The organism is Pseudomonas sp. DF11 (assembly GCF_058148565.1).
Genome location: NZ_JBYVYN010000006.1, coordinates 196,471 through 214,873, shown reverse-complemented (window position 1 = coordinate 214,873; position 18,403 = coordinate 196,471). Strand labels below are relative to the sequence as shown.

Here is an 18,403-nt window from a genome sequence, read left to right as displayed (position 1 = left end):
CACACACCTGCTGCAACAAAAACAACAAGCTCAGGAGTCACAGACATGCAAACGCTCAACCTCGCCACCCGCCGCTGGTGGTACATCATGCCCATTGTGTTCATCACCTACAGCCTGGCCTATCTGGACCGGGCCAACTATGGATTTGCCGCGGCCTCGGGCATGGCCAAGGACCTGATGATCACCCCGGGTCTATCGTCGCTGCTGGGTGCACTGTTTTTCCTCGGCTATTTTTTCTTCCAGGTCCCGGGGGCGATCTACGCGCAGAAACACAGCGTGAAGAAGCTGATCTTCGTCAGCCTGATCCTCTGGGGCTCGCTGGCGACGCTGACGGGCGTGGTCTCCAACGCGTACTGGTTGATCGTGATCCGCTTCATGCTCGGCGTGGTCGAAGCTGCCGTGATGCCGGCCATGCTGGTGTATCTGTGCCACTGGTTCACCCGGGCCGAACGCTCGCGCGCCAACACCTTCCTGATCCTCGGCAACCCGGTAACCATGCTGTGGATGTCGGTGGTCTCGGGTTATCTGGTGCAGCAATTCGACTGGCGCTGGATGTTCATCATCGAAGGCCTGCCGGCCGTGCTGTGGGCCTTTGTCTGGTGGCGCCTGGCCGATGATCGTCCGGCCCAGGCCAAGTGGCTCAGCGACCAGGAAAAGCAGGACCTGGAAAGCGCCCTGGCGGCCGAACAGGTCGGCATCAAGGCGGTGAAAAACTACGCCGAGGCCTTCCGCTCGCCCAAGGTCATCATCCTGGCGCTGCAGTTTTTCTGCTGGAGCATCGGGGTCTACGGGTTCGTGCTGTGGTTGCCGTCGATCCTCAAGGCTGGCCTGCAGATGAACATGGTCGAGGCTGGGTGGCTGTCATCCTTGCCTTACCTGGCGGCGGTGATCGGCATGCTGGCGGTGTCCTGGGCGTCGGACAAGGCGCAGAAGCGCAAGCGTTTTGTCTGGCCGCCGCTGCTGATCGCCTCCGTCGCGTTCTACGCCTCCTACCTGCTGGGGGCCGAGCATTTCTGGTGGTCCTATGGCTTGCTGGTGGTCGCCGGCGCTTGCATGTATGCGCCATACGGTCCGTTCTTCGCCATCGTTCCGGAAATCCTCCCGGCCAATGTCGCTGGCGGTGCCATGGCGTTGATCAACAGCATGGGCGCGCTGGGTTCGTTCGGCGGCTCGTACCTGGTGGGCTACCTCAACGGCACCACCGGCTCCCCCGGCATGTCCTTCCTGCTGATGAGCGGCGCGTTGCTGCTGTCAGTGGTGCTGACCCTCGCTCTCAAGCCCGGCGCCAGTGACCGGACCGAATCGAAAACCGCGACGCCGCAATCGGCCCCCGCCCACTCCTGAATCGAGACCCCCATGAAAAAGCACGTGGTGTTGTACAAAGCGCTCTCGGCGCAACTGATGGATCGCCTGCAAGCGCAGGCCCAGGTCACTCTCATCGAGCGTCTCGATGAGCAAGGCCTGGCCCAACTGCGCGACGCCTTGCCTGGTGCCCACGGCCTGCTGGGAGCCAGCCTGAAGCTGGATGCGCCACTGCTGGACCTGGCGCCGAACCTGCAAGCCATCGCCAGCGTCTCGGTGGGGGTCGACAACTACGACATCGACTATCTGACCGAACGCAGGATCCTGCTCACCAATACCCCGGACGTGCTGACCGAAACCACTGCGGACACCGGCTTCGCCCTGATCCTGGCAACAGCTCGACGGGTGGTGGAACTGGCCAACCTGGTTCGCGCCGGGCAGTGGCAACAGAGCATCGGCCCCAAGCATTTTGGCAGCGATGTCCACGGCAAGACCCTGGGCATCATCGGCATGGGCCGCATCGGCGAAGCCTTGGCCCAGCGCGGACATTTTGGCTTTGGCATGCCGGTGATCTACCACAGCCATTCACCCAAACCCGCGGTAGAACAGCGTTTCGGCGCACGTTACTGCAGCCTCGAAACGCTGTTGCGCCAGGCGGATTTCATTTGCCTGACCTTGCCCTTGACCGCCGAGACCCAAGGGCTGATCGGGGCACAAGCCTTTGCACGGATGCGCCCCGAGAGCATCTTCATCAATATCTCCCGGGGCAAGGTGGTGGACGAAGCGGCACTGATCGACGCCCTGCGCAACGGACAGATCCGTGGCGCGGGGCTGGATGTCTTCGAGCGCGAACCCTTGAGTGCGGACTCGCCGTTGTTGCAGATGGACAACGTGGTGGCAACGCCGCACATGGGCTCGGCCACCCACGAGACACGGGAGGCGATGGCGCGCTGTGCGGTGGACAACCTGTTGGCGGCATTGGCGGGGGAGCGGCCGGTGAATCTGGTGAATGCGGGGGCGTGGGTAGGCTGAGCAATCATCCGAGCACAGCAGCGCTTCTGTGGCGAGGGAGCTTGCTCCCGTTCGGCTGCGCAGCAGTCGCAGGCCCGGCGGGCGCGGTGTGTATGGGGAACCGCGCCGGCTCGGTTTGGGGCTGCTGCACAGCCCAGCGGGAGCAAGCTCCCTCGCCACGGGGGCTATGTCGGCTGACAGGTTTCGATGTTGTCCAGTGCACGGTTCGCCAGCAGGCTGCCCAGTTCGATCAGTTGCTGAATACCCAGGAGGAAATGCCGGCGTGAACCGTCCAGGTCGAAAGCCAGATCATTGGCCATGGCATTTGCCGAAGCCAGGGTTTCGCTGAGGTTGGCAAGCAAGCTTTCGGTGTCGATGTCTTTGTTGACGGCGAAGAGTTGGCCGGGGGCAGGTTCTGCTTCGGGTTTGCCCGGTTTGGGGTTTAGGTAATGGTCGAGGACTCGGTCGGTGACTTCGTCGTGTTTTTGGGACTTGGTTTTTGGGCGCAGTGAGGTCGGATCGGTGTCCGGGGGATTGGGGGTAGCTTTGAACATAAGTAGAACCTCATGTGGGATAGGAGGAACCACCACCTCGCTACCAAACGAGGGTGGCGGCCATACGAAGGTTGGTAGACCGGCCCACATGAACTCCGGCGCGCTCGAGAGCGCCCTACGCATGGCCACCATCAAACAAATGCTGAGATGCATTTGTAACAAGTGACGCTTGCGTCATGTGGAGAGCCGGGCTACCAAACCCGATCGCTGATTCATCAGCGACCCGGAAACGATAGAACCTGCCTCCCAAGCGCACAAGCCGGCGGATTCTGGCGTAGTTGTAGGCAATGGCGCAAGACCACGTAGCCTGTTCCAGAGCACTCCTACGTCCGGATAAACACCCCCCCATTTTGTGTGCTTTGCAACTCAAGCGGGAGCAAGCTCCCCCCACAATGATTCCAAGCCGATCACAATTCACACGGCCGATCAAAATCCCGTTAGTCGCCAACCCCCGCCATGCATTAAAGTAACGCCCCCAGCCCCGGCGTTATCCGAACGCCTGGGCCACCCTTTCCAGGAACAGTCATCGATGGAACATCGTGAAGCGCTGCTGGCGCTGCGAACCTTTCTTTCAACGCAGATTCTCGGCCAGGAAAAACTCATCGAGCGCCTGCTCATCGCCCTGCTCGCCGACGGCCACATGCTGGTGGAAGGCGCGCCTGGGCTGGCCAAGACCAAGGCCATCAAAGAGCTGGCCGAGGGCATCGAAGCGCAGTTCCATCGCATCCAGTTCACCCCCGACCTGCTGCCCGCCGATATCACCGGCACGGAAATCTATCGCCCGGAAACCGGCAGCTTCGTGTTCCAGCAAGGGCCGATCTTTCACAACCTGGTGCTGGCGGACGAAATCAACCGCGCCCCGGCCAAGGTCCAGTCGGCCTTGCTCGAAGCCATGGCCGAGCGCCAGGTCAGCGTCGGGCGCAGCACCTATGAACTGTCACCGCTGTTCCTGGTAATGGCCACGCAGAACCCGATCGAGCAGGAAGGTACCTACCCGCTGCCCGAAGCCCAGCTCGACCGCTTCCTGATGCACGTCAAGATCGGCTTTCCCGATGCCACGGTGGAACGCCGCATCCTCCAGCAGGCCCGGGGTGAAGCGCTGAACGGCGAGACCAAGCCCGAACGCCGCGTGAGCCAGCAGGCGATTTTCTCCGCGCGCAAGGAAATCCTCGGCTTGTACATGGCCGACGCCGTGGAGGAGTACCTGGTGCAACTGATCATGGCCACCCGCAACCCGGCCAAGTTCGATCCGGAAATGGCCGAGTGGATCGCCTACGGCGCCAGCCCACGGGGCTCCATTGCCCTTGACCGCTGCGCCCGTGCCCATGCCTGGCTGGCCGGACGCGACTTTGTCAGCCCGGAAGATATCCAGGCCGTGCTGTTCGACGTGCTGCGCCATCGCATCATCCTGTCGTTCGAAGCCGAAGCCGCCGGCATCGACCAGGACCGGGTCGTGCAGCGGATTCTCGACGTCGTCGCTGTCGCTTGAGCATGAGTCATGAATAACCCACTGACGTCCGCACCGGGCATCCGCGTCAGCCTTTCGGAGCTGATCGAGATGCGCCATCGCGTGCGCGAGGTGCAATTGTTCTCGACACCCGGCCAGCGCAGCCCGCTGATCGGCCTGCACCATTCCAAGCTGCGCGGGCGCGGGGTGGATTTCGACCAGGTGCGGGTCTACCAGGCCGGCGACGATGTGCGCACCATTGACTGGCGCGTCACCGCCCGAACCCAGGAACCCCACACCAAACTGTTCCACGAAGAACGCGAGCGGCCGATCTTCATCATGATCGAGCAAAGCCACCGGCTGTTCTTCGGCTCGGGACTGATGTTCAAGTCGGTGCTCGCCGCCCAGGCCGCCAGCCTGATCGGCTGGGCCGCGCTGGGACACAACGACCGGGTCGGCGGCCTGGTGTTCGGCAATAACACCCATTACGAGGTCAAGCCGCGGCGCAGCAAACAGAGCCTGTTGCAATTGCTCAATCGGCTGGTGCGGGTCAATCAGTCACTGCACACCGAGGGCGAGCCGGACCGCGACTCGTTCGGCATCGCCCTGCGCCGGGCCCGGGAAGTGCTGCGGCCCGGCAGCCTGGTGATCGTGATTTGCGACGAGCGCGCATTGTCCGACAGCGCCGAGCAGCAACTGAGCCTGCTGTCGCGCCATTGCGACCTGCTGCTGTTGCCGCTGTCGGACCCACTGGATCATGCCCTGCCCGCCGCCGGCCTGTTGCGTTTCGCCCAACGCGGTTCACAGTTGGAGCTCGACACCCTGAATTTCGAACTGCGCCAGGCCTATCGCGCCCAGGCCGAGGCGCGCCAGGAGCGCTGGGAACTGCTGACGCAGAAACTGCGGGTCCTGATGATGCCCCTGAGCACCCAGGGCGACATGGTCGAACAACTGCGCGAATACCTGAACCCCAAGCGGGCCGGGAAAAGCCGATGAGCAACCTGGATCAATTGCAGCCGCTGATAGCGCCGCCCCCCATTGGGTTCTGGCCGCCCGCGCCGGGCTGGTGGTTGCTGCTGGTGGTATTGCCGTTGCTGGGTCTGGGGCTGTGGCAATTGCGCCGGTTCATTCCCGCCAAGCGCGCCACCGCCCGTAGCGAGCAACCCCTGGACCCGTTGCGCCTGGCCGCCCTGGCCGAACTCGCCCGGCTGCCCAAGCCCTACGACGGCGCACCGGCCGGTGCCTGGCTGCAACAGCTCAACGGGCTGCTCAAGCGCCTGTGTCGCAACCATTATCCCTACAGCCAGAGCCACACCCTCAACGGGCGTAAATGGCTGGCCTTCCTGGATAACCGTTGCCCGGCCGCCGGCCTGACGCGCTGGATGGTACTGGTGGAAGGCGCCTACAAGCCCGAATGCAAGCTCGACGACAAAGCCATCGCCGGCCTGACCCAGGCGGTGGAAATCTGGATTCGCAAACATGTTTGAGTTCGCCTGGCCATGGGTGTTCGCCCTGTTGCCGCTGCCCTGGCTGATGCGCCTGGTGCTGCCGGCGGCCGACAGTGGCGAGCCGGCGCTCAAGGTCAGCTTCCTCGGCGACCTGGAAGGCCTGGTGGGCCGTCGAGCCCGGGCCAATCTGCCGACCTGGCGGCAACAGGCGCCCTTCATCCTGCTCTGGCTGCTGTTACTGATCGCCGCTGCCCGGCCGCAGTGGTTGGGGGAACCGTTGCCCATTGCCGCCAGCGGCCGCGACCTGTTGGTGGCGGTGGATGTCTCGGGCTCCATGGACTTCCCCGACATGCAGTGGAAAGACGAAGAAGTCAGTCGCCTCGCACTGGTCCAGCATATGCTCGGGGATTTTCTCGAAGGGCGCGAAGGTGACCGGGTCGGCCTGATCCTGTTCGGCAGCCAGGCCTACTTGCAGGCACCGCTGACCTTCGACCGGCGCACCGTGCGCCATTGGCTCGATGAGGCACGCATCGGCATCGCTGGCAAGAATACCGCCATCGGCGACGCCATCGGCCTGGCCCTCAAGCGCCTGCGCCAGCGGCCGGCCCACAGTCGCGTATTGATCCTGGTTACCGACGGTGCCAACAACGGCGGCGAAATCGACCCGCTGACCGCCGCGCGACTGGCCGCCGACGAAGGTGTGAAAATCTATCCGATCGGCATCGGTGCCGACCCGGAACAAAGCGGCACGGCGGGCTTTCTGGGCGTCAACCCGAGCCTGGACCTCGACGAACCAACCCTCAAAGACATTGCCCAGGCCACGGGCGGTCGCTATTTTCGGGCCCAGGACGGTGAGCAATTGCTGGCGATCAAGACCACCCTCGACCAGCTCGAACCGGTGACCCAGCAACCGACCCAGGCCCGCCCGGCCCTGGCGCTGTATCACTGGCCCCTGACCGTTGCGCTGCTGTTGAGCATGTTGCTGGTGGCCCGGGCGCGCTGGCCGGACAATCCGTTGCAACGCCTGTTCAACCAGCCGCTGTTCCAGCCGGCCCAACACACCGAGTGGCGCCAACGGCTCAAACGCCTGCGCTTGCGGAGGCGTCGATGATCGCCCTCTGGCCACACTGGCTGCGCCCCTGGTTCGTGTTGCTGCTGCCGTTGCTGGGCTGGTTGCTCTGGCAACTGTGGCATCGACAGAAACGGGTGGGTCGCTGGCAGATGATCTTGCCGCCTGCCTTCCATGCCGTGCTGCTCAGCGGTGGCAGTGGCCGTGAAAGCCGGTTGCCGTGGATTGCCCTGGGACTGGGCTGGCTGTTGATCGTGCTGGCGTTGCTGGGGCCGAGCTGGGCGCGGGTCGAACAGACCAGCCAGAAACCCGCCGACCCGCTGGTGGTGGTACTGGAACTGACCCCGGAAATGCTCGCCACCGATGTCCCGCCCACGCGCCTGGAACAAGCCCGGCGCAAGGTCCTGGACCTGCTGCACAACCGCAGCGATGCCCAGACCGCGATCATCGTCTATGCCGGCAGCGCCCACACGCTGGTGCCGCTGTCCGACGACCTGTCCACCAGCGCCAACCTGCTCGAAGCCCTCGCCCCGTCGATCATGCCCCAGGGCGGTCATCGCGCCGACCTGGCGGTCCACAAGGCCATGGCCCTGCTGGATCAGGGTGAGCTCGGCCACGGCCGGATCCTGCTGATCGGCTCGTCGCTGAACGAGCAGGAACGCGAAGGCATTCGCCAGGTGCTCGATGGTTCCGCCACGCAATGGTTGATGCTGGGTATCGGTACCCGGGAAGGCGCACCGGTGGCCCAGGAAGATGGCAGTTACCTCAAGGATGCCCAGGGTGCGATCCTGGTGCCACGCCTGGACAGCCCGGGCCTCAAGGCCTTCGCCAACGAGTTGGACGGTCGCTACCGGCCGGCGCGGCTGGACGACAGCGACCTGCGCGGCCTGGGCCTGCTGGACGGCCCTCGCCATCTGCGCAGCGACGGACAGACGTTGCGCCTGGACACCTGGGCCGACCAGGGCTATTGGCTGCTCCTGCCCCTGTTGCTGCTGGCCGCCTGCGCCGGGCGGCGAGGCTGGCTGTTCTGCCTGCCGCTGCTGTTCGTGTTGCCGCAAACCGGCCACGCCTTCGAATTCCAGGACCTGTGGCTGCGCGCCGACCAACAGGGCCAGCACTTACTCAAGCAAAAACGCCCCGCCGAGGCCGCCGCGCATTTCGAGGACAGCCAGTGGCAAGGCGTTGCCCTGTACGAAGCCGGCCAATACAGCGAAGCCGCCCGGCGCTTCGCCGAAGGCAACGACGCCCGCGCGCACTACAATCGTGGCAACGCCCTGGCCCGCAGCGGTGAGCTGGAAGCGGCACTGGATGCCTACGAACAAGCCCTGGAGTTGCAACCCGACCTGCGTCCTGCCCAGACCAACAAGGCCCTGGTACAGAGCCTGCTGAACGAGCAGACACCACCGACGCAAGAACCCAAGCCCAGCGAAAACGCGGAGCCGGGCCCCGCCGAGCAAGCGCCGGATACCGATTCAACCAGCCAGTCTTCCGAACCGGGACAACCCTCCTCCGAGGCAACCGCGACGCCAGACGAAGCCCAGCCTCCACGGACGGCCCAACCGCCCACCGCCCAGGATGTACCGGGCAGCGAGCTGCCGGACGAGCAGACCACCACCCCGCCGCTGCGCCCCGCCGCTGGCCAGCGCAATGACGAAGAACAACGCCAGGCCCTGGAACAATGGCTGCGCCAGATCCCGGACAATCCTGGCGAGCTGCTCAGGCGTAAATTCTGGTACGAACAGCAAAGCCATCAGGCCCAGGGAAAAAACCCATGACCCGCTTCACCGCCTACCTCCTTGTCTTGCTGCTCTGGGCCTCTGGAACCCAGGCAGCACAGTTGACTGCCAGTGTGGATCGCAGCCGCCTGAACTCCGGGGAAACGGTGGAGCTGACCCTGGAATCCAACGATGCCACGTTGTTCGGCAAACCCGATCTCGCCCCGCTCCAGGCCCTGTTCGATGTGCGCGGCACCCGCCAGGTCAACCAGTTGACGACCCTCGACGGTGAGAACCGCGCCACTACCCGCTGGATCATCACGCTGCTGCCGCGCCAGAGCGGCACCGTGATCATTCCCCCGCTGCAACTGGGCGAAGTGGCCAGCCAGCCGATCACCTTGCAAGTGATCGAAAGCGAAACCCGCAACGCATCGGGGACCCTGGCGCCGGTGTTCATCGAGGCCAGTCTCGACCAGACCCACGTGTATGTGCAGGCCCAGGCGATCCTGACCCTGCGCATCTACCATTCGGTGTCGCTGTACGACGACAGTAGCCTGACGCCGTTGCACATCCCCGATGCTCGCACCGAACAACTGGGCGAATCGCGCACCTATGAAAAAGTCATCAACGATGTGCGCCACGGCGTGATCGAACTGCGCTACGGCATCTACCCGCAGCGCAGCGGCGAACTGACGATTCCGTCCCAGACCTTCAGCGCCACCCTGGTCGAGCCGGTGGCCCAGGACGCAGTGCCTTCGGGGCCGAAACCCGGCCAACTGATGCGCGTCAGCTCCGAACAACTGCGGCTGACCGTCGACCCCAAGCCGGCCAGCTACCCAGCCGATGTGCCCTGGCTGCCAGCACGCAGCCTGTCCTTGAGTGAGAGCTGGAGCCCCGAACCGACCCACAGCCAGGTCGGCGATTCCCTGACGCGCAGCCTGACCCTGGAAGCCGAAGGCCTGGCCAGCGCCCAGTTGCCGCCCCTGCCGGCCACCGAGATCAATGGTTTGCGGCGCTATCCGGACCAACCGGTACTCAGCAGCCGCAGCAGTGAACGCGGGCTGGTGGGCAGCCGCGAAGACCGCGAGGCGCTGGTGCCCAACCGCAGCGGCACCATCGAATTGCCGCCGGTGGAAGTGGTCTGGTGGAACACCCTGGAAGACCACCTGGACCGCACCAGTCTCCCGGCGCGGACCCTGCAAGTGGCGAACAATCCGAGTCTGATGGTGGATACGCCGGCGGGCACGGCGCAGATCGTGACAACGGTCGACAACGAGACCCTGTGGTATTGGCAACTGAGCACCGTCATCCTGGCCTGCACGACGCTGCTCGGCTTCGGCTTGTGGTGGCGCGCCCGTTGGCAGCCGGCCATCCTGCGCTCGACCCAGGCCGGGCCGAGTCCGCGCACTCTGCTGGACGACCTCAAGCGCGCCTGCCTGGCCAACGATCCCCACGCCACCCGCCAGGCTCTGGACGCCTGGGCCCGGCAGCAACCGGAAACCCTGGCCGACATGGCGGCGCGGTTCGTGCCGCTGTCCGACGCCCTCGACGGCCTCAACGGCGCGCTCTACAGCGAAACCGGCCAGCATTGGCAAGGCGAAGACCTGTGGCGGGCCATTCGCACCATCCCGCCCACCGAAGGGGCTCTGGATTCGGCGGGCGATTCGGGATTGCCGCCGCTTTACCCCAAGTAACCCACGATTTTCGGGAGATAGCGCTTTTGTGGCGAGGGGATTTATCCCCGCTGGGCTGCGAAGCGGCCCCAAAGCTACCAAGCCGGTGTGTCAGGTTGTCCCTTTGAGGGGCTGCTGCGCAGCCCAGCGGGGATAAATCCCCTCGCCACAAGCATCGGTGTCAGATCATCTGGAAGTTGCACGGGTCCTCTGCCCGGTTTCCCAGTAAACTCTCCTTCTTTTAGCCGCCCTTCTCTTCACCGCGGCCATCATCTGTTTTCTGGAGTTTGCCTTGCGTCTGTTTCACACCTCCGACTGGCACCTGGGGCAAAACCTGCACGGTCAGGAACGCGACTTCGAACACGGCTGTTTCCTCGACTGGCTGTTGCGTCAACTGGCCAGTGAAAAACCTGACGTGCTGCTGATCGCCGGGGATATCTTCGACACCGTCAACCCACCGGTCAAAGCCCAGGAGCGGCTCTACGATTTCATCGTCAGCGCCCATGAACAAAACGCCAACCTGACCATCGTGATGATCGCCGGCAACCATGACTCCGGCTCGCGGATCGAGTTGCCGGCGCCGCTGATGCGCCGCTTGCGCACCCACGCCCTGGGCCGGGTGTTGTGGCTGGACGACGGCCAATTGGACGTCGAACGCCTGCTGCTGCCATTGCCCGACGCCAAGGGCAAGGTCAAGGCGTGGTGCCTGGCCCTGCCGTTCCTGCGCCCCGCCGAAGTCACCGGCGCGCAACTGGGCGATGACTACCTGCGCGGTATCGGCCAGGTCCATGAATGGCTGATCGCCGCTGCCAACGGCAAACGCAAGAAAGGCCAGGCGCTGATCGCCATCAGTCACGCACACATGGCCGGTGGTTCGGTGTCCGAGGACTCCGAACGCAGCCTGATCATCGGCAATGCCGAAGCCCTGCCCGCCAGCCTGTTCGGCCCGAGCATCAGCTACGTTGCCCTTGGCCACTTGCACAAGCCGCAAAAGGTCAACGGTGAAGAGCGCATCCGCTACAGCGGCTCGCCGATTCCACTGTCGTTCTCGGAGATCGGCTATCAGCATCAGATCCTCGACATCACCCTGGACGGCGCAACCCTGGTCAAGGTCGAACCCCGGCTGATTCCCCGGGCGGTCAACCTGCAACGCCTGGGTCCGGCACCGCTGGCCGAGATCCTGGTGCAACTCAAGGACCTGCCGGACATCGACCTGCTGGCCGACGTCCAGCGCCAGCCCTGGCTGGAGGTCCGGGTACGCCTCGACGAGCCGCAGCCAGACCTGCGTCATCAGGTGGAAACCGCGCTGCAAGGCAAGGCCGTGCGGCTGGTGCGGATCGCCGCCGAGTACGCCGGCAACGCTGGCAGCGGCAGTGCCGACGACGGCGCGGCGCTGATCGAGCTCGATCAACTCAGCCCGCAGGAACTGTTCAGCCGTGCCTGGCAGGACACCTACGGCAACGAAGTGGACGAACAGACCCTCAAGGATTTTGCCGTGCTGTTGCAAGACGTGCAGATGGAGAGCGAGCAACCATGAAGATTCTCGCGATCCGCCTCAAGAACCTCGCCTCCCTGGCCGGGCCTTTCGAAATCGATTTCACTGCAGAACCCTTGGCCAGTGCCGGTTTGTTCGCCATTACCGGCCCCACGGGCGCCGGCAAGAGCACCCTGCTCGACGCCTTGTGCCTGGCGCTGTTCGGCGCCGTGCCGCGCCTCAATAACACCGGGCGCGACGCCAAGGTGCCGGACGTCGATGGAGAAATCGCCACCGGCGATCCGCGCACGCTGTTGCGCCGTGGCACGGGCGATGGCTATGCCGAAGTGGATTTTCGCGGCATCGACGGGCGTCGCTATCGGGCCCGCTGGGAAGCCAATCGCGCCCGGGAAAAGGCCGGCGGCAAGTTGCAAGCCAGCCGCCAGAGCCTGCGAGACCTGGACAACGATCAACTGCTGGCGAGCCAGAAAGGCGAATACAAGGCCCAGCTCGAAGCCGCCCTGGGCCTGAACTTCGAACAGTTCACCCGCGCCGTGCTGCTGGCCCAAAGCGAGTTCAGCGCCTTTCTCAAGGCCGATGACAACGACCGCAGCGAACTGCTGGAAAAGCTCACCGACACCGCCCTGTACACCCGCCTCGGCCGGCGCGCCTTCGACAAGGCCAAGCAAGCCAAGGAAACCCACAAGCAGTTGCAGGACCAGGCCACTGGCGTCACCCCGCTGCCCCCTGAGGCCCGGGCCGAGCTGGACCAGCGCTTCAACGACGCCCAGCAGCAACTCAAGGCCCAGCAGGCACAACTCAAGCAGTTGGAGCTGCAACTCACCTGGCTCAAGGACCTGCGCCAGTTGCAGGACGAACAGACCAGCGCCGCCGAACAACTGCACCAGGCCCAAGCCGATTGGGACGCCCTGGCCGACGAACGCCTGAAACTGACCCGCCTGGAACAACTGGCGCCCCAGCGACATCAGTTCATTCGCCAGACGGAACTGACCCGCCAGCTCGAACCGTTGGCGGTGCAGATCCAGCAGCTCACCCAGCAGCAGATCGACCTGCAGGCCCAGCAGACCACGCTGGAGAAGGACCTGGCCAATGCGCAACTGGCACTGACCACCGCTCGCCAGCACAGCAGCGACAGTGTCCCGTTGCTGCGTCAGGCCTTCGACGAGCAAAGTACCCTCGCCCGCCTCGCCAGGGACGTCAGCCAGGGCGCCGAGCGCCAGGAACAGGCGCAACAAGCTTGCAGCGAAGGCCAACGCACGATTGACAGCCTGCTCGAACAGCAAAGGCTGGTGGCCGAGCGCTTGCAGCGTATCGCCGGCGAACTTGAACAAAGCACGCACCTGGCACCGCTGAGCGATGCCTGGAACGCCTATCGCGATCGCCTCCAACAACTGATGCTGATCGGCAATCGCTTGAACAAGGGCCAGGCCGAACTCACCGCACTGGAACAAAGCGCCGCGCGCGCCGTCGAGGCGCTGGCAAACCAGCGACAAAACCTCGAAGTGCTCTACAAAGAAGCCGGCGCTGAACCGGACGCGGTGGCCGAACAGATCCAGTTGCTCGGCAACCTGCTGCAAGACAACCGCAAGCAATTGCGCGCCTTCGAAGACCTGACCCGACTGTGGGCCACTCAGCAAGAGTTGGACAAACGCGGGGCCGAGCTTGAGCAGCGCCAGCAACGAGCGCTGCAGGAACGTGACCGGTTGGTGCGTGAAGGCGGCGAAGCCAAGGCCGAACTGACCATTGCCGAACAGACCCTGACCGTCACCCGGGAACTGCTGGAACGTCAACGCCTGGCCCGCAGTGAAAGCGTCGAGCAACTGCGCGCGCAGTTGCAGGACGAGCAACCGTGCCCAGTGTGCGGCAGCGTCGAGCATCCTTACCATCAGCCCGAAGCCCTGCTGCAAAGCCTCGGGCGCTTCGATGAAACCGAAGAGGCCAACGCCCGCAAGGCCGTCGACCTGCTCAATGAAAAAGTCATCGACCTGCGGGCCCAATACAGTGGCGTCATCGCCCAACTCAAGGAGCTCAAGCAGCAGCAGGAACAACTCGCCGCCCAGCAACAAAGCCTGGCGCCCAGCCTTGAAGCCCACCCGCTGTCGACGCAATTGCTGGCCCAGGATTCGAACAAACGCGACGCCTGGCTCGCGCAGCAGAACAGCCAGTTGCACCAGCACATCAACCAGGACGAACAACGGCAAACCGCCCTGCTGACCCTGCAACAGGACGCCGCGCGCCTGGCGCAGCAACTGCGCAATGCCGAAACGGCCAGCCAGCAGGCATCACAGCAGTTGAGCAACCAGCAGCAGGAACTGGCCCGTGATCGCCAGCGCCTGGACGATGAGTTGCATCACTTCAGCGCCTTGTTGCCAGCCGACACATTGCAGGCCTTGCGCACCGAGCCCGCCGCCACCTTCATGCAGCTCGACCAGCAGATCGCCCAACGCCTGGAGCAATTGGAACAGCAGCGCGACGAACTCGGCGAACAGCTTCAGCGCCAGCAAACCCTGGAGAAGGAACAGGACCGCCAGCAGACCCGCGTGCAGCAATTGGAGTCGGCGCAGCAGCAGTTCAAGGCCCTGACCGAACAACATCACGTCTGCCAGGAAAAACTCACACACCTGTTGGGCTCACACGCCAGCGCCGAACAGTGGCAGCAACAACTCGATCAGGCCCTGGAACAGGCTCGTCTTGGCGAAGCAGCGGCCAATCAACAGCTGCAGCAATTGCGCAACAACCTCGTGCAACTGGCCGCCGAACTCAAGGCCCGGCAGGAACAGGCCCAGTCCCTGGACAGCGAACTGCAGGCGCTGGCAACGGGCATCGCGCAATGGCGCACGACCCATCCCGAACTGGACGACGCTTCCCTGGAGGCCCTGCTCAGCCTCGACGAACAGCACGTCAGCCAGTTGCGCCAACACTTGCTCAACAGCGAGAAAGCCATCGAACAGGCCCGCGTACTGCTCACCGAACGCGAGCAGCGCCTGCAAAGCCACCAGGCCCAGCACAACGGCAACCTGGCGCCCGACCAACTCGCCCAGGCCCTCGCCGACTTGCAGGTCCAGTTCGCCGCCAGTGAGCAGCGTTGCGCCGAATTGCGCGCCGAACAGGCCGAGGACCAGCGCCGGCAGAACGCCAACCAGGCCCTGGCCCAGCAGATCGAACAGGCCTATGGCGAATACCAGCGCTGGGCGCGACTCGATGCCCTGATCGGCTCGGCCACCGGCGACCGCTTCCGCAAGCTGGCCCAGGCCTACAACCTCGATTTGCTGGTGCACCACGCCAACGCCCAACTGCGGCAATTGGTGCGCCGCTACCGGCTCAAGCGCGGCGGCAGCATGCTCGGGCTGCTGGTGATGGACACGGAAATGGGCGATGAACTGCGCTCGGTGCATTCGTTGTCCGGCGGCGAGACTTTCCTGGTCTCCCTCGCCCTGGCGTTGGGCCTGGCCTCGATGGCGTCCAGCACACTGAAGATCGAATCGCTGTTCATCGACGAAGGCTTCGGCAGCCTCGACCCCGAATCCCTGCAACTGGCGATGGATGCCCTCGACGGGTTGCAGGCTCAGGGGCGCAAGGTCGCGGTGATTTCCCATGTGCAGGAAATGCATGAGCGGATCCCGGTACAGATCCAGGTCCGGCGCCAGGGCAACGGCTTGAGCACGGTGGAGGTGACATGAGCCACGCCACGCTCTATTCCTTTCGCCGCTGCCCCTACGCGATGCGGGCGCGCATGGCGTTGCGCTACAGTGCGGTGAAGCTTGCGATGGTCGAAGTCAGCTTGAAGGCCAAGCCCGCCGAGATGCTCGCACTCTCCAGCAAGGGCACGGTGCCGGTGCTGCAGGTCGATGGCCGGGTGATCGATGAAAGCCTGGAAATCATGCGCTGGGCCTTGGCGCAGCAGGACCCGGATAATTGGAGATTGCTCGGTGAACCCGAAGGCCAGGCGTTGACGGCAGCGTTGATCGAGGAAAACGACCAGGTCTTCAAGCTGCATCTGAACCGCTACAAATACCCTGAGCGCCATCCTGAACACTCGGTGGAGCACTATCGGGCCGAGGGCGAGGTCTTTCTGCGCCGGCTGGAAGCATTGCTTGAAACCCGGCCATTCCTGGCGGCGGATCACCAGAGCCTGGCCGACGTGGCGCTGTTGCCGTTCGTGCGCCAGTTCGCCCATGTCGACCGTGAATGGTTCGCCCAGGCGCCCTACCCTCATCTACGGCAATGGCTGCGGCATCTTCTGGAGTCCGAGCTGTTCGTGGCGATCATGGCCAAGTAACTGCCTGCACACAGCCCTGTGGCGAGGGGATTTATCCCCGCTGGGCTGCGCAGCAGCCCCTCAAAGTGACAACCTGATCAACCTGACACACCGGGTTGGTAGCTTTGGGGCCGCTTCGCGACCCAACGGGGATAAATCCCCTCGCCACAAAGGCCATCCTGCGAATTGACTTATTCAGTCGCTGAGCAAGCTCAACAATCGCTCACGAGCCACTTCCAACTCGCCGGAATCCGGCTGGGCGGCTGAAACAATTGGAGTCGAGTAGAGAAACAGCAGCATCACTGCCAGACGCATCGCCATGGTGTCGATCCTTATCGGTAAAGGAGTCAATTTATCAGCGTCAAATTTAAACACATGGCCAAGTGATATTACAGCAGCATTTCTTCAGAAACGGCGAAGCCTGCGATCTTTTCTCTCCAACTGAACGTCAGTGAAGATGAAAAGATCGCAGGCTTCTGTCGTTGCGCGCTATTTCAGTGTTGGGTCTTGTGGTCCAGCGCCGCATAGAAATTGGCGCTCTGTTGCAGGTATTTCTCGGTGTAGCTCTGGGTGCGGTTTCTTTTGTCGCTGATCTCGATGTTGGCACTGGCGGGCAGCGCCACGGTGGCGGAGATAGCGGAAGCAGCGATCACAGAGAAGAGATTCAGGTTCATGGCGATAGTCCTCGGATTCAGTTGGCTAGCTTGCCCGGTTGGGCCGTGAAGCAAACTTACGCGCCGAGGCGTCTCGTCTTGAAATGCTTTGTAGTACTAGCGAATATCAGTCTCGTTGATACAACGGCGCAGGCCCCGAAAATCGCGGCCTGCGGTCTATTGACGGACGATGAACTTCAGGTCGCTGGGGGCATCCATCGCCACTTTCTGCACGGTTTTACCCAGCAAGCCGGTCTTCGGATCGCGCTCGAGCACCACGATCTGGTTGCTCTTCTGATTGGCGATCAGCAGGAATTTCCCACTCGGGTCGAGGCTGAACTCGCGCGGATGGTCACCTTCCACGGAACGGCGCTGAAGTTCTTTCAGCGTGCCCGCCGCCGGGTCGATGGCGAACACCAACACTTCGTTGGTGGTACCGCGATTGCTGACATACAGGTACTTGCCATCCTGCGAGGCATGCAGCGCGGCTGCCGCCCTGCCCGGCTGAGGTTTGCCAGCCGCCAGGTCGACCAATTGGCGCTGGGTCAAGCGTCCGTCCTGGTAATCGAACACGGCCACTTGCGCGCTCATTTCCATGGTCAACCAGGCGTGCTTGGCGTCAGCGCTGAACAGCAGGTGACGCGGGCCACTGCCGGGCGGCAACTGCACGAAGGCAGGGTCGGCGGCGGTCAGCGGCAGCTCAGGGTTGGCCTTGGGGTCGTAGCGGTAGATAAACACCTTGTCCGCCCCCAGGTCGTTGGCGAATACGTACTTGCCATCGGGCGAAGACACCGCCGCATGCACATGGGCCGACATCTGCCGCTCGGGATTGACCCGGCTCGGCTGATGACTGCTCAACTGCACCGGGGGCGACAGCTTGCCGTCGGCGGCCACCGGCAACACCGCCAGGGTGCCACCCGGGTCTTCCACCACCGAGTAGTTGCTGACCAGCAAGTGCCGGCCATCACCGCTGAGACTGGAATGGGTCGGCTCGTTGCCCAGGGACTGCACCTGATTGATCAGGCTCAGTTCATGGGTCTTCGGGTCGATGGTGTAGCTGCTGACCTTGCCCACCGGGTCTTTCTGTCCTGGTCCGTTTTCGTTGACCACGAACAGCCGGGTCATGTCCTTGGAAAGGGTCAGCCACGAAGGGTTGTCGGTCTTGATCACTTGCAACGGCTTGGCCTCGAGCTGGCCGGTGCGGCTGTCGAACTGCAGGCGGTAGATGCCCTGGCTCTGGCCGGCGGTGTAGGAACCCACCAGCAGTTGATGACGCTCGTTGGTATCGGCCTGAACACCCATGGCGCCCAAGCTGCCGGCTATCAATAGCGGCCAGAAACTACGCATCTTCATGTTCCTCGTCCTCATCGTCGTGGCCGCTGGTTGCTTCCACGCACTCCAGGCGGTGGTCGCCTGAATCGCTGGTGATGATCCAGTGATTCTCGGCTTCGTCGAGCGTCGCGGCCTTCATCTGCTTCGGCGTGAAACGCCAGTGCTCGCGGGTGCGGCCGTTCATGCACTCGACGTGCAATTGCTCCTGCTCGTCGAGGTAAAAATCGAACGCGTGCAACCTGTCGATAATCAGCATGTCGCAGGATTCGAGGGCAAGCAGGAGGGGGGCAGTTACGGCAGTCATGGTGATCAGTCGGTCATTGGGAAAGTTGCCATGATAACCCAATGTGGCAGTGGGCCTTGGGCCATAAGGTTCGAAAGCACTTTCGCCTGCCAGATCGCCATCGCGAGCAGGCTCGCTCCCACACTTGGATTTGCAGCGAACA

General features: G+C 63.6%; 16 protein-coding genes. 11 read left to right on the top strand and 5 right to left on the bottom strand.

What is annotated here, in order from left to right:
* Positions 1-45: 45 nt before the first annotated feature.
* Both AC30D9_RS19120 and AC30D9_RS19115 read left to right on the top strand, forming a co-directional pair.
* Positions 46-1,344 (top strand): MFS transporter, encoded by a 1,299-nt coding sequence (locus AC30D9_RS19120; protein WP_490144597.1) that lies wholly within the window; start codon positions 46-48, stop codon positions 1,342-1,344.
* A gap of 12 nt (positions 1,345-1,356) precedes the next feature.
* On the top strand, positions 1,357-2,334 hold the full coding sequence (locus AC30D9_RS19115; protein WP_307570973.1) for a 2-hydroxyacid dehydrogenase: 978 nt from the start codon (positions 1,357-1,359) through the stop codon (positions 2,332-2,334).
* 164 nt (positions 2,335-2,498) lie between these two features.
* Here AC30D9_RS19115 and AC30D9_RS19110 read toward each other — a convergent pair whose 3' ends face one another.
* Positions 2,499-2,867, bottom strand: a complete 369-nt coding sequence (locus AC30D9_RS19110; protein ID WP_490144596.1) for a DUF6124 family protein — start codon at positions 2,865-2,867, stop codon at positions 2,499-2,501.
* Between the two features lie 529 nt (positions 2,868-3,396).
* Here AC30D9_RS19110 and AC30D9_RS19105 point away from each other — a divergent pair.
* From AC30D9_RS19105 to AC30D9_RS19065, 9 genes are all read left to right on the top strand, one after another.
* Positions 3,397-4,356 carry an AAA family ATPase gene (locus AC30D9_RS19105; protein ID WP_109756072.1) on the top strand — a complete coding sequence of 320 codons (960 nt, stop codon included), beginning with the start codon at positions 3,397-3,399 and terminating at the stop codon, positions 4,354-4,356.
* A gap of 9 nt (positions 4,357-4,365) precedes the next feature.
* Positions 4,366-5,310: a DUF58 domain-containing protein gene (locus AC30D9_RS19100; RefSeq protein ID WP_134924017.1), complete on the top strand. Its 945-nt coding sequence runs from the start codon at positions 4,366-4,368 to the stop codon at positions 5,308-5,310.
* The gene (locus AC30D9_RS19095; RefSeq protein ID WP_490144595.1) at positions 5,307-5,801 is read left to right on the top strand and encodes a DUF4381 domain-containing protein; all 495 of its coding nucleotides are present in this window, start codon (positions 5,307-5,309) and stop codon (positions 5,799-5,801) included. The genes AC30D9_RS19100 and AC30D9_RS19095 overlap by 4 nt, the downstream gene beginning before the upstream one ends.
* Positions 5,794-6,873 carry a vWA domain-containing protein gene (locus AC30D9_RS19090; protein ID WP_490144594.1) on the top strand — a complete coding sequence of 360 codons (1,080 nt, stop codon included), beginning with the start codon at positions 5,794-5,796 and terminating at the stop codon, positions 6,871-6,873. Before AC30D9_RS19095 ends, AC30D9_RS19090 begins: the two co-directional genes overlap by 8 nt.
* Positions 6,870-8,606 (top strand): tetratricopeptide repeat protein, encoded by a 1,737-nt coding sequence (locus AC30D9_RS19085; RefSeq protein ID WP_307570978.1) that lies wholly within the window; start codon positions 6,870-6,872, stop codon positions 8,604-8,606. The genes AC30D9_RS19090 and AC30D9_RS19085 overlap by 4 nt, the downstream gene beginning before the upstream one ends.
* Positions 8,603-10,240 (top strand): BatD family protein, encoded by a 1,638-nt coding sequence (locus AC30D9_RS19080; RefSeq protein ID WP_490144593.1) that lies wholly within the window; start codon positions 8,603-8,605, stop codon positions 10,238-10,240. Before AC30D9_RS19085 ends, AC30D9_RS19080 begins: the two co-directional genes overlap by 4 nt.
* A 271-nt stretch (positions 10,241-10,511) precedes the next feature.
* On the top strand, positions 10,512-11,756 hold the full coding sequence (locus tag AC30D9_RS19075) for an exonuclease SbcCD subunit D C-terminal domain-containing protein (protein ID WP_490144592.1): 1,245 nt from the start codon (positions 10,512-10,514) through the stop codon (positions 11,754-11,756).
* Positions 11,753-15,394, top strand: coding sequence for an AAA family ATPase (locus tag AC30D9_RS19070; protein WP_490144591.1), 3,642 nt, complete (start codon positions 11,753-11,755; stop codon positions 15,392-15,394). Before AC30D9_RS19075 ends, AC30D9_RS19070 begins: the two co-directional genes overlap by 4 nt.
* On the top strand, positions 15,391-15,993 hold the full coding sequence (locus tag AC30D9_RS19065) for a glutathione S-transferase (protein WP_307570982.1): 603 nt from the start codon (positions 15,391-15,393) through the stop codon (positions 15,991-15,993). The genes AC30D9_RS19070 and AC30D9_RS19065 overlap by 4 nt, the downstream gene beginning before the upstream one ends.
* A 174-nt stretch (positions 15,994-16,167) precedes the next feature.
* On the opposite strand, the gene AC30D9_RS19060 is transcribed toward AC30D9_RS19065, so the two are convergent.
* From AC30D9_RS19060 to AC30D9_RS19045, 4 genes are all read right to left on the bottom strand, one after another.
* Positions 16,168-16,293, bottom strand: a complete 126-nt coding sequence (locus AC30D9_RS19060) for a hypothetical protein (protein ID WP_003180680.1) — start codon at positions 16,291-16,293, stop codon at positions 16,168-16,170.
* Positions 16,294-16,466: 173 nt separating this feature from the next.
* Positions 16,467-16,646 carry a hypothetical protein gene (locus tag AC30D9_RS19055; protein WP_109756063.1) on the bottom strand — a complete coding sequence of 60 codons (180 nt, stop codon included), beginning with the start codon at positions 16,644-16,646 and terminating at the stop codon, positions 16,467-16,469.
* Positions 16,647-16,802: 156 nt separating this feature from the next.
* Complete coding sequence (locus AC30D9_RS19050) at positions 16,803-17,978, bottom strand: lactonase family protein (RefSeq protein WP_490144590.1); 1,176 nt, start codon at positions 17,976-17,978, stop codon at positions 16,803-16,805.
* Entirely contained in the window at positions 17,965-18,261 is a 297-nt protein-coding gene (locus AC30D9_RS19045) for a DUF5629 family protein (RefSeq protein ID WP_167659315.1), read from the bottom strand. Before AC30D9_RS19045 ends, AC30D9_RS19050 begins: the two co-directional genes overlap by 14 nt.
* Between the last annotated feature and the right edge of the window lie 142 nt (positions 18,262-18,403).

What these genes read in the sequence shown, in the direction of transcription:
- AC30D9_RS19120 (WP_490144597.1), top strand. Translation starts at nt 46, where the DNA reads ATGCAAACGCTCAACCTCGCCACCCGCCGCTGGTGGTACATCATGCCC.
- AC30D9_RS19115 (WP_307570973.1), top strand. Translation starts at nt 1,357, where the DNA reads ATGAAAAAGCACGTGGTGTTGTACAAAGCGCTCTCGGCGCAACTGATG.
- AC30D9_RS19110 (WP_490144596.1), bottom strand. Translation starts at nt 2,867, where the DNA reads ATGTTCAAAGCTACCCCCAATCCCCCGGACACCGATCCGACCTCACTG.
- AC30D9_RS19105 (WP_109756072.1), top strand. Translation starts at nt 3,397, where the DNA reads ATGGAACATCGTGAAGCGCTGCTGGCGCTGCGAACCTTTCTTTCAACG.
- AC30D9_RS19100 (WP_134924017.1), top strand. Translation starts at nt 4,366, where the DNA reads ATGAATAACCCACTGACGTCCGCACCGGGCATCCGCGTCAGCCTTTCG.
- AC30D9_RS19095 (WP_490144595.1), top strand. Translation starts at nt 5,307, where the DNA reads ATGAGCAACCTGGATCAATTGCAGCCGCTGATAGCGCCGCCCCCCATT.
- AC30D9_RS19090 (WP_490144594.1), top strand. Translation starts at nt 5,794, where the DNA reads ATGTTTGAGTTCGCCTGGCCATGGGTGTTCGCCCTGTTGCCGCTGCCC.
- AC30D9_RS19085 (WP_307570978.1), top strand. Translation starts at nt 6,870, where the DNA reads ATGATCGCCCTCTGGCCACACTGGCTGCGCCCCTGGTTCGTGTTGCTG.
- AC30D9_RS19080 (WP_490144593.1), top strand. Translation starts at nt 8,603, where the DNA reads ATGACCCGCTTCACCGCCTACCTCCTTGTCTTGCTGCTCTGGGCCTCT.
- AC30D9_RS19070 (WP_490144591.1), top strand. Translation starts at nt 11,753, where the DNA reads ATGAAGATTCTCGCGATCCGCCTCAAGAACCTCGCCTCCCTGGCCGGG.
- AC30D9_RS19065 (WP_307570982.1), top strand. Translation starts at nt 15,391, where the DNA reads ATGAGCCACGCCACGCTCTATTCCTTTCGCCGCTGCCCCTACGCGATG.
- AC30D9_RS19060 (WP_003180680.1), bottom strand. Translation starts at nt 16,293, where the DNA reads ATGGCGATGCGTCTGGCAGTGATGCTGCTGTTTCTCTACTCGACTCCA.
- AC30D9_RS19055 (WP_109756063.1), bottom strand. Translation starts at nt 16,646, where the DNA reads ATGAACCTGAATCTCTTCTCTGTGATCGCTGCTTCCGCTATCTCCGCC.
- AC30D9_RS19050 (WP_490144590.1), bottom strand. Translation starts at nt 17,978, where the DNA reads ATGAAGATGCGTAGTTTCTGGCCGCTATTGATAGCCGGCAGCTTGGGC.
- AC30D9_RS19045 (WP_167659315.1), bottom strand. Translation starts at nt 18,261, where the DNA reads ATGACTGCCGTAACTGCCCCCCTCCTGCTTGCCCTCGAATCCTGCGAC.